General features: G+C 58.2%; 4 protein-coding genes. 2 read left to right on the top strand and 2 right to left on the bottom strand.

Annotation, left to right across the window (positions count from 1 at the left end; all coding sequences use genetic code 11):
• Window positions 1-7 precede the first annotated feature (7 nt).
• On the bottom strand, window positions 8-1,426 hold the full coding sequence (locus AC1DHT_RS02440) for an amino acid permease (RefSeq protein WP_427541166.1): 1,419 nt from the start codon (window positions 1,424-1,426) through the stop codon (window positions 8-10).
• A 779-nt stretch (window positions 1,427-2,205) separates the two neighbouring features.
• On the opposite strand from AC1DHT_RS02440, the gene AC1DHT_RS02435 reads away from it, so the two are divergent.
• Both AC1DHT_RS02435 and AC1DHT_RS02430 read left to right on the top strand, forming a co-directional pair.
• Complete coding sequence (locus tag AC1DHT_RS02435) at window positions 2,206-5,352, top strand: transglycosylase domain-containing protein (protein WP_477761223.1); 3,147 nt, start codon at window positions 2,206-2,208, stop codon at window positions 5,350-5,352.
• 409 nt (window positions 5,353-5,761) lie between these two features.
• Window positions 5,762-10,612, top strand: a complete 4,851-nt coding sequence (locus AC1DHT_RS02430; protein WP_427541172.1) for an NEL-type E3 ubiquitin ligase domain-containing protein — start codon at window positions 5,762-5,764, stop codon at window positions 10,610-10,612.
• A 71-nt stretch (window positions 10,613-10,683) separates the two neighbouring features.
• Here the strand turns inward: AC1DHT_RS02430 and AC1DHT_RS02425 are convergent, their stop codons facing one another.
• A complete protein-coding gene (locus AC1DHT_RS02425; RefSeq protein ID WP_427541175.1) occupies window positions 10,684-11,913 on the bottom strand; it encodes a hypothetical protein in 1,230 nt (409 codons plus the stop codon).
• Window positions 11,914-11,938 lie beyond the last annotated feature (25 nt).

The raw sequence follows: 11,938 nt of genomic DNA, 5'->3' as shown, positions 1-11,938 counted from the left end.
CAGACGATTACGAAGCCGTGCGCACCGCACCTTGCGGGGCACCGGTCGGTTGCAACTTGAACACATAAAACAGCACCGTCAGCAGCACCAGGAACGCAGGCCCCACGTACAGTGCGACGCGGGTGTCCGGGAAGTAGGCCATCAGGCCAACCACCAACACCAGGAACGCCAGCGCCAGGTAGGAGCTCACCGGGTACAGCCACATGCGGTACTTGAGACCGGCACGTTCAGCCGGGCTCAGGCCTTTGCGGAATTTGAGCTGCGCCAGCAGGATCATCACCCACGTCCAGATCGCACCGAAAGTCGCGATGGCGGTGACCCAGACAAAGACTTTTTCCGGCACCAGGTAGTTGAGCAACACGCCCAGCAGCAGCGCGCCGATCGACAGCAACAAGGCGCGACGCGGCACGCCGTTCGAGGTCTTGGCGAAAGCGGCCGGGGCCTGGCCGTTCTGCGCCAGGCTATAAAGCATGCGCCCGGTGCTGAAGATACCGCCGTTGCAGGACGACAGCGCGGCAGTAATCACCACGAAATTGATGATGCCGGCAGCGGTCTTGATGCCCAGACGCTCGAAGGTCATCACAAACGGACTGCCCTGAGTGCCGATTTCGTTCCAGGGGTAGATCGACAGAATCACGAACAGCGCGCCGACGTAGAACAGCAGGATGCGCCAGAACACCGAGCCGATGGCATTCGGAATAGTCTTCTGCGGGTTCTTCGCTTCACCGGCCGTCAAGCCGATCATCTCGACCCCCAGGTAGGCGAACATCACCATTTGCAGGGACATCAATACGCCCTGCACGCCATTGGGCATGAAACCGCCATGGCTCCACAGGTTGGAAATCCCCAGCGCAACGCCGTCGTTGCCAAAACCGAAGGCGATCACACCGACACCGCCGACCACCATCGCAATGATGGTGACGATCTTGATCAGGGCGAACCAGAACTCGAACTCACCGAAGGCCTTGACCGCGATCAGGTTGATCGAGCCCATGCTCACCAGTGCCGCCAGTGCCCAGATCCAGCGCGGCACATCGGGGAACCAGATGCCCATGTACACCGCCACCGCGGTAATTTCCGCGACGCAGGTCACCAGCCACAGGAACCAGTAGTTCCAGCCCGTGAGGAAACCCGCCAACGGGCCGAGATAATCTTGTGCGTAACGACTGAACGAGCCCGCGACCGGGTTGTGCACCGCCATTTCGCCAAGGGCGCGCATGATCACCAGGATCGCCAGACCACCGATGATGTAAGACAGCATGATTGCCGGGCCGGCCATTTCGATGGCCTTGGCTGAACCGAGGAACAGACCGACACCGATACAGGCGCCGAGCGCCATCAAGCGAATATGCCGTTCGCCGAGTTCGCGTTTGAGCGGGCCGCCCTGAGCGGTCTCGCCGTGGGGCTGGTGATTGCCAACGGGCATAGGGGTAAACCTCGTCTTGTTATTGGATATAGCCACCGAGTGTCGAAGTACAGACCGATAAGCCTGGACTTCCTGAAACCGGATCCACCTCATGGGTAGATCCGTCTTGTAGGACAAAACCTGCAAGATCAGCGGGGCGTGCAGTATAAAAAGCTCAACGTAGGGCTTTTCACTATATAAACGACAAGATTCAGCGGGAATTCTCGGCAAAATCCGCATTTGCGGAGGGGCATTACCTGGGATTCTTCCGTGAACTCGCCAGCAAAACGGCACCGAGTATTGCACAGCAATGGTGCAGCGTCATGCCCCTACCTAGGCCGTATTTACCCGCTTGATGGCTCTAGCCCAATACTCTCGGACAACCACCAGCCTCCGTGGCGAAGGAGCTTGCTCGTTCGTTGCGCATCACAATGTTGAAATACGGATGAAGGTTATTCCCGTAGCAGCTGCCGAGCCTGCGAGGCTGCGTTAGAGGCGGGCCGCGTTCGGACGAAGTCCTCGCAAATCCTGGGAACACGGTTTTCCCGAAAGAACGCAGTGCCTGATTTACGACCGCTGCGCGGCCGAACGCAGCCTCGCAGGCTCGGCAGCTGCTACAGGAGCCGTCCTGCATTGCATTTCAACGTTGTGATGCCCAACGAATGAGCAAGCTTCCTTCCCCACAGGATCACGATCAGACGATCGTCGGAAATTCTGCATTCACAAAATTTTCACCGGTTCCAACCAGCGACTAAGCTTCAGACAAGTCCGATCAATCTACGTAAATGGATCAATCGACTATGGGCGCTTTGTGGCAATCCGATTCGAGTGAAACTGTTGTGCCAACTGATAGCGTGGAAGAAGCGCCTTCACCAAAAAAACCTCGCCGTCGTCGTTATGGCTGGCGACTGTTCTGGTTGTTGTTATTGATTATTCTGGTTGCGCTCGGCTGGGCAGCCTCCAAGGAAATGCGCACCTCGAAACTGCAAGCGCGCGAATTCAGCCAGTTTGCTGCATCGCTGAGTTACTCGATGCAACCGGGGCCCAGCGATTCGATTTTCTATCCGGGTGCCGGGCCTTTCGACAAGCGCCTGGGCTACAGTTCTCTGGGTGAGTTTTTGCCACGCTTGCTCAAGCGTGGCTACATGATCTCCGCGCAAACCCGTTTCTCACCGAAGCTGTTCAACTACAGCGAAAAGGGCTTCTTCGTGCCCTACGCGGAGAAAATCCAGGCCGGCCTGTCCATTACCGACTGCCGCGCCTTGCCCTTGTATCAGTACAACTATCCGCAGCAACTGTATTCGAGCTTTGCCGCGATCCCGCCGCTGGTGGTGCACAGCCTGCTGTTCATCGAGAACCGCGACCTGCTCGACCCCAAACAACCCCTGGCCAACCCCGCTGTGGACTGGCCGCGTTTTGGCAAGGCAGCCTGGTCGCAAATCGCCAAACTGTTGCACCTGCCCGGTCAGACTGCCGGTGGCAGCACCCTGGCCACTCAACTGGAAAAATACCGCCACTCGCCCGATGGCCTCACGGTGTCGGGCGGCGAGAAAATCCGCCAGATGATTTCCGCCAGCGTGCGCGCTTATCAAGATGGCCCGCAAACCCTCACGACTCGTCAAAACATCGTGCGCGATTACCTCAACAGCGTGCCGCTGTCGGCGGTGCCCGGCCACGGTGAAGTGCATGGCATGGCCGAAGGGTTGCGCGTGTGGTACGGCGCCGACTTCAATCAGGTCAATAGAGCCCTGACAAGTGTTGCCAGTGACCCGTTGAGTCTGTCTCAACGCGGTCTGGCCCTGCGTCAGGTACTGTCGCTGATGATCGCCCAGCGTCGGCCTTCACACTACCTGGCCAATGGCCGTGACGAACTGGTAGAACTCACCGACAGCCACATCCGCCTGCTCGCACAAAACGGCGTGATCGACGACCCGCTGGCCGCTGCCGCACTGGCGAGCAAGGTGACCTACCGCGACTGGCAACAACAACCGACCATTCAACCGATCGAATCCAACAAAGGCATCAGTGTGGCGCGCAGTCGACTGGCCGCCCTGCTCAATCGCCCTTTGTATGACCTCGACCGCCTTGACCTGTCGGCCACCAGCACCTTGCAGTACGACCTGCAAACCAAGGCCACCGAGTACCTCAAGCATCTGGCCGACCCGACTTACGCGGCGCAACTGGGCCTGCTCGGCGAACACTTGCTGACCCCCACCAGCACGACCCAGGTGCGTTACAGCTTCACCCTGTTCGAGCGGACCCCCGATGGCTCGCGCGTGCGCGTGCAGACCGACAGCACCGATCAACCTTTCGACATCAACGAAGGCAGCAAACTGGAACTGGGCTCCACCGCCAAACTGCGGGTGTTGWCCTCCTACCTGCAAATCATCTCCGAACTGCACGACCGTTATGGCGACCAGCCACCGGCCGTGCTGAAAAAAACCGCGGTCCCCGAGCAGGACGTGATTTCTCGCTGGGCCGTCGATTACCTGATCCAGAACACGGACCGCAGCCTGCCGAAAATGCTCGATGCGGCGCTCAACCGTACGTACTCGGCCAACCCCGGCGAATCGTTTTTCACGGGCGGCGGCCTGCACACCTTTCACAACTTCCGCAAGGAAGACAACGGCCGTAGCCCGACCCTGCGCGATGCCCTGCGCGAATCGATCAACCTGCCGTTCATTCGCCTGATGCGCGACCTGGTGCGCTACAGCACTTACTCGGGGCCCAACAGCAGCGGCCAGTTGCTCAGTGACGATGACAACCCACGGCGCCAGGAATATCTGGCGCAATTCGCCGACCATGAAGGCACCGCGTTTTTACTGCGCTTCTGGAAGAAGTACCAGAAGAAGGACACCCAGGCTCGCCTCGAGACCTTCCTCGACAGCATGCACCCGACGGCTATTCGTCTGGCCGCGGTGCACCGTTACCTGCTGCCCGAGGCCAGTCAGGAAAGCTTTAACAGCTTTGTGCGTGCACACCTGAAAACGGCCAAAAATACCGATAAAAATATCGACAGAACCGCCGGCAAGCTCAACGAAAAACTCACTGACGAGCGCCTGGAAAAACTCTATAAAACCTACGGGCCGGGCGCCTTTGACCTGCCCGACCAGGGCTTTATCGCCAAGGTCCACCCACTGGACCTGTGGCTGATGGGCTACTTGCTGAACCATCCCGACGCCAAGTTCAGCCAGATCGTCAAAGCCAGTGAATACGAACGCCAGGAAGTCTACAGCTGGCTGTTCAAGAGCCGGCACAAGAGCGCCCGCGACAGCCGCATCCGCACCATGTTGGAGATCGAAGCCTTCCTCGACATTCACCAGCGTTGGCAGAAAGTCGGCTACCCGTTCGACCACCTGGTGCCGTCACTGGCCACGGCCATCGGCAGCTCCGGCGATCGGCCAGCGGCTCTGGCAGAGCTGATCGGGACGATCCTCAACGATGGTGTGCGGATGCCGACCCTGCGCATCGACAGCCTGCATTTCGCCGCCGGCACGCCGTATGAAACAACAGTGATCAATGACCCGGAAAAAGGCAAACGAGTGATGCCGTCCGAAGTGGCGACGGCAATGCGCGAAGCGTTGTCGCAAGTGGTAGACGCCGGTACCGCCAAACGGGTCGCCGGTACATTCAAACTGCCAAATGGCACCCCGCTGGCCATGGGCGGCAAGACCGGCACCGGTGACAACCGCATTGAAGCCTTCGGCTCCGGTGGACGGGTGCTGAGTTCGAAATCGATCAACCGTACCGCCACGTTCGTGTTCTACATTGGCGAGAATCACTTCGGCACCCTGACCGCCTTCGTGCCTGGCGCCTCGGCCGAATCCTTTAAATTCACCTCGGCGTTGCCGGTACAGGTACTCAAAGGCATGGCACCGATTCTCACGCCGTATCTGCAACCGGGGAGCCACACACTGTGTCTGCCTGCCAACGTAGCGCAGCGCTAATAAAAGGGAACACTAAAAGAAGGTAGTAATTAGTTATTTTCGGCATTGCAAATTTCAATGTTTCATCAGCGTGGACAGCTGTTTAACAGTGAAAATCCAGACTGTTACTTTGAGCCCCGGGAGTTAGGCTGGTAACTCCGATTAAGGCTCAAGGTTTATTAAAAGCATGTCTGACTTACAAGGAAGTATCTCTGCTCCCCAGGCACCGCCAGCAGGCGATAATAAAGGCCGCCATTACGATTTCATCAAGCGTCGGATCCACCCCACCTTCAAAAAGGCTTCATTGCAAAGGGTTCGGGAGCTGAGCCTCACCAGAACCGGGGCTGCGCAATGGATAACCACAGCCACAGACTTCGATCACAGGCAGTTACAAAAGGCCAACCTTAAACTCTGGTCTGCTCAGAACACGGTGGACCGGTTTATTGAAGAGTTACAAAACATCTATGAGTTCGCGGAACCTTTACTCACCCAGGCGCTGATGGAACAGTTCGGCGTCGATGCCGATGTCAGAACAACTTACTTGCATCTCTATTTACCCAAGGAGCGCCCTTGGTATGTCATCAACACGTCCGCAGGTGTTGTCACCCGAACCGTCTCGCTGCTGGACGCCGCTTTACACAACTTCGCGCGCACCGAAACCTGCGAGCCCGATTCAGACTTCATCAGCCAGCCCGATGAGCGCGGGCACTTCGACACTCTGCCGATCAGACGCAAAATGTCCATCGCCCAGTTCCAGACCCTGTGCCGCGAACTGGACATCGGTGCCCGCTATACCCAATACCTTGAAGAGCGGTTGCTGCCCAGCGATGGGCTTGCGCAGAGTTTTTTGAAACTCAAAGTCGTCGAGAGCGAGAAAGCCTCATTCAAAGCCGCCGCTCAACAAGCGGTGATGACCGGCGACATCGACTCCGATGCCCGCGACCTGATCCTGAAGATGCTCGATGGCCAGCGCAACCTCACCCGTCATGGCCGGGTGATGCGGTTCGCTGAACTGTCCATTCTAAATAGCCGCCTGACCGGGATCGTGTTGATTACGCCGAACCTGGACCGCGCCCGCGAGGTTGTACCGATATTCGCCTACGTCCCACAGGACCCTGAGCATCCACTGAAAGAGTACCCCTCAACCGTCCACTTCATGAATGAACTGACTCGCCAACTGCGCGACAACGACGCCATATCGTCCAGCGCAATGACGTACCGGCAGTACTTCAGCCGCTTCGTCGATCAGCACCAGCGCGGGCATTTTTTCGGCGGGCTGCAACAACGTCTGTTCGAGGTGAAATGGCATCAGAAAGAACCGCTGGACCAAGGGCCTAGCTGGCGAGAAGTCCCGGTCACACCCCCCAATCTGCATTTCAGCGCCGCACCGATCACCGGCGAATTATGGGAGCACCTTTACCAGCAAAAACTGAACAAGATCCTCAATGACGCCCGACACATTGCCGTGTCCACCGCCGACACCGATCGCAACGCCCGCTGGGCCTGGTGGGAGAACTTCAAAAAAATAGTCTCGGACCTGTTCAACGTCGCGCTGTTGATCGCCACACCCTTCGTCCCGGGCCTGGGCGAATTGATGATGGTCTACTCGGCCTACCAGATTGCCAGCGACGTCATCGAAGGCATCGTCGACATGACGTTGGGCCAGTGGACCGAAGCCGCCGAGCATATCGTCGGCGTGGTGACCGACGTCGTTCAGCTGGCGGCCTTTGCGGTGGGCGCGCAGATTGGCCAGTTCGCTCTCTTGAAGCTCTCGCCGCTGATCGAGGGCATGAAACCGGTGGAACTGCCTAACGGCCAGCCCCGCCTGTGGCATCCCGATCTCAGACCTTACGAACTGCCGGATTACACCTTACCGGCCAACTCCAGACCTGACGAATCGGGCCTTCATTCCCACGACGGCCAGGACATTCTGCCGCTGGATGAAAAACATTACGCGGTGCAACAAGACCCGAAGACCGGCAACTATCGGGTCAAGCACCCACACCGCCCCAACGCCTATTTGCCCGAGTTGAAACACAACGGTCTCGGCGCCTGGACCCATGAAGCCGAGAACCCGCGCGCGTGGGAGAACCCGACACTGATGCGTCGTCTCGGCCACTCCGTGGACGGTTTCAGCGATGCAGAACTCGAACACGTTCGCCTCGCCAGCGGCACCGAAGACGGTGCGTTGCGCCGGATGTACGTCGACAACACGGCCCCGCCACCGTTACTGGACGACAGCCTCAAACGCTTGAACATCCAGCGCCAGACCCGGCAAGCCATTGAACGAATTCGAACAGGCCTGTCTCTGGACTCATCGTCTTACTGGTTTGAACCGCTGGCGACTTACCTGGACGGCTGGCCTTCGGATAAAGCCCTGAAGGTCTATGAAAACGCCGACATGAGCGGCCGGTTCCGCCAGTACGGCAATGCCGACGCGAGCGACGAGCAAACACTTTCCACCAGTCTGGCCAGCATCATGAGCGACCGGTTTGCGCCAAGCCTGGTCGAGTTCCTCAGCGAAGAAGAACTGCAAGCGGTGCTCGGTGGGCCAATCGCCAAAAACCATCGGGTGCAAGCGCTGCGTAATCGTCTGGCGGACGAAGCCAATCGCCTGAACGCCGATATCGTCAATCAGCTGTATCAGGGGGCACAAGCGTCCAGTGATCCGCAGGTTCGGCTGATTCGCCAGGCATTTCCGGAGCTGCCCTCCCGAGCGGCACAGACGTTGTTGAACAGTAGCGAGGGTGCAGACCTCATGCGCATGACACAGGAGCAACGCCTACCGCTGAGCCTCAAAAGCCGCGCCCGTGAAGCCGCCTTCGAAGCCCGGACCAACCATGCGTATGAGGGCTTTCACGACGGCGCGCAGTGGGTGCCGGAAACCGAAAGCCTGGTGCTGAACGCGCTCAGGATTCATACCGACACGTTCGCGCAATTGCGCATCGAGGTTCGCGAAGGCAGCGATGCCGGGCCACTGCGCGGCAGTGTGGGTGCGCAGGACGCGCCGACAGTCCGGGTGCTGGTCAGGGATGACGTGAACCAATTCGAAGTCTGGGACGCCGAAAACCACAAGTTGCATGAAGCCGCTGATTTTTTCGAAGCCGTGCTCAAGGCCTTGCCGAAAAACCAACAAACGCAATTGGGTTATCGACCCGGCCAGGGAGCCTTTTTCAAACAATGGGTGATGGTCAAGACCGAGACGCCTGCCGAACGCCGCACAGCGCTCGCCGCACCGCCTATCCGGCCGTTGGCTGACCATGAAGACATGATGCTGTTGCGCGGCCCCGGCCTTTCCATCACAGCTGCCACGCTCACTGAACGGGTGCAGGACCTGTACCCCCACTTCAACGACAGGGAGGTCAATACCTTTGTTCGGTCCCTGGGCTCGCAAGAGCAAGGGCAGCGGACACTGACACGACTGGACCGCGAGCTGGATGATCTTCGCGTGCTGCTCAATCGCTGGCGATACCAGCAACCTGATACGTGGGGGCCGGATCGACAAGGGTTCGTGCGAGGCGGCGGTCTGCACATTAGCGAACGGCTCGTCGATTGTTTTAAAAGAAAACCCACGGTCTTCGGCGAACGCAGTACCACCGTCGACGGCGGTTATGCGCTGGATCTGTCAACCGAGTTCGATGTTCTTGATCTCGAACGCTGGTGGAAAAAACTGCCGGATATCAAGCACTACCTCGATCAGGTCAGCACCTTGAACCTGGACCGCACGAACTTTTCCGCAACCTCCACCGGGCTGTTGAAGGACTTCCCCCATCTTCGGCAACTGAGTGCCAGGAGTTGCGGGCTGACGCAGCTGCCTGAGGATATTGGCAAGATGCACTACCTTCGAACGCTGCGTCTGATGAACAACGACATCACGTTGACACCCCAGGCTGTCGAACAACTGCGAAACCTGACCCACATGGAAACGCTCAGGCTCGATGACAACCCGAAACTGGCGAGGCTGCCGAACGTTGAACGCATGCCCAAGCTGAGAATCCTGAGTTTGAGCAACACCGGGGCAACCACGTGGCCCGACGGCCTCTTCGCGCCCATCGGCAAGCCTCGACCGCGCGGTTTTTTCCTGGATCTGCAGGAGAACCCGATCAGTAAAATCCCGACCGTCGTGCCCGGCTCGGAGGATGCATTCATCGTGGCGCGAACCCGTTTGTACGAAAGGAGTCTTTCAGAGGTAAATCTGGTCATTTTCAAAGAGTATCGGCGCTCGGTCGGCATTTCTCCCGAACAGCTCTATACCGACGCCGCTACCAATGCGATGGCCCAATGGCCGATGAACGACGACTCTCAATGGTGGAGCTCCGAGGTCTCCGGGCTGGGCACCTTCCGGCAAGAAGCCTGGCACGACTTGATGACCGAACCGGGTTCTGAAGGTTTTTTCTCGCTGATCCAGAAGCAGACCCGCTCGGCCGATTACCAGGCCGGCGGTGAATTGCGCAGACAGCTCAGCAGCCGGGTATGGCGAATGATCGAGGCCATCGACCTGGACAGCACGTTGCGCAAGGAACTGTTCGAGATGGCGACAGCGCCTACCACCTGCGCTGATGCGGGGGCCCAGGTATTCAACCATATGGGCATCAAGGTGCTCGCATCCGAAGCCTATGCCTTGTCGACGTCGGGCGCGAGCCTTGAAAGCCGCCTGGTCAACCTGGCCAAAGGTGCCGCTCGCCTGGAGCGGGTAGATGATATCGCGCGCGAAGAGTTTCGCCGTCGCAACGAACACCCGGAGAGTGTGGAGGAGGCGAACCCGGATGAAGTCGAGGTGTTTCTGGCGTTTGAAACCGGGCTGGCCGAACGCCTGGAGTTGCCTTGGCAATCGATAACCATGCGCTACCACGAACGGGCAGCAGTCAAACAAGCCAAGCTCGACACCGCCTTTGACACCGTGACGTCGATGGAGAGTGGCGATGGACTGATCAATGCAATGATCGAGCAACCCTTCTGGGAGAAATACCTGCGTGACACCTACCCGATCGAGTTCAGGCGCAATGCCCGACTGTACGAAAACAAGACCGACCTGCTGGATGAGTTGCGCGAAGCTCAACACGCCTGGGTCCGTTCCAAAGGCATGCAGATTGCTCAACGACAGGCACTCAAACAGCGCGTCGAGGACCTCGCCCGGCAATTCAACGTCGACGACAGCGTTGTACTCACCGATGAGGACATGAGCGATGAAGTCTATGGAGGATTGCTCAACGACATTGGCTACGAGGAGAAGCAGCTGAGCAGGCGGTTGACGCGCGAGGCGTTGCACAAGGCCGCGTAGAGGTAACCCGCCCTGAAGGCTCCCGGCCCCGCCTTCAGGGCTTTACCGGAAAACCGGTTCGCGCCTCACGGTTATCCCACTTCGGAGTCCCAGATCACCGTGATAGTCCCGGAATAGTTGGCTGCTACACCGGGTCTCAACATGAAGTCCACGTAATAGCTTGCAATCTCGAAGTGCAACACACCTGGAGCCCGATCCACATAAAACCCGGGTTTGAATTCTTGCGCATTCGCCTGGCCCACACGCAACGGATGACGATTGACCGGTTGCCCACTGAGGTTCGTCAAGCCGTTGGGCAGGCTGACACTGAGCTGCACCACGGCTGCGCGTTGTGAAACCGGGTCACGGATCATGCAATCGAACAGCCCTGTAATCTGGCACTCCACGAGCATCTTGAAGCGACTCGACGACGAAATATTGAATGTTTGATCACGAAACAGCCGTGTCGGTCTGCGCCCCTGCGTCAGCCAGGCCTGCCATCCCCCCTGCGGGACCAGTTCAACGCGATTGCCACCGGGAGGTATGTCGACTTTCAGGGTATGTTCGACCGTCAGGGTGAAATTAAGGGTAATCACATCATCATTGGGCAACAGGATATCGCCCATGTCGAAGTCTTTATAAGGCCCCGCGGTATAGTTCAATACACCCCGGTAAGTGCCGGTCGACATCTTTAGCGGATCGGGTGTCACCAGCTCATAGGAGAAACTTACATCCTGATAGGCAAACTGGAGTGACTCGGGAATCAGCTTCTGTGCCTGTTTCGAGCAAACGCCTGCATTAGCCGGCACTCTCCAGAAAAAAGCAAAAAAATGGGCAGACCCATAACCCACTCCACCATAGCCACAGGGTGGCGGAGCATATACCCAACCACTCTGCCAGACACCAGCCGGCAGAGGATCCTTGATCGTATAGGCCGCACCTATACCGTTGATGCGCATTTTAACCGTCTCGGGTTGACCGGTTCCGTCATGGATGACAGTGACTTCTTTCCAGTACGACGGCACCTTGAACATCGGGCCCTGACGTTCGTCATGCAGTGGAAGGATGGGGGCGATCGACTTGAAACGAATCGGCAGGGCGATGCTGAAGACCCCGTTTTCGCAATAGGCCGGATGATCGCCACAATAACCGCCTTGTGGTGTTGTGTTTACAAAAGCATTTTGCATCGGCTTTGCCGGATCAGGCCGGAACACGGCGGTCATCTCTACGGTGGCCGCACCGACTGACGATGCGAGAACTGACGAAAACACTCCCGCCAATACCGATGCTCTGTTGGTTCTCAATACCTTTAATGCTTGCATGACTCGCACTCTCCACTCCATGGTT

Source organism: Pseudomonas sp. 05N432, from assembly GCF_056396945.1.
This window is presented reverse-complemented; position numbering and strand designations above follow the sequence as displayed.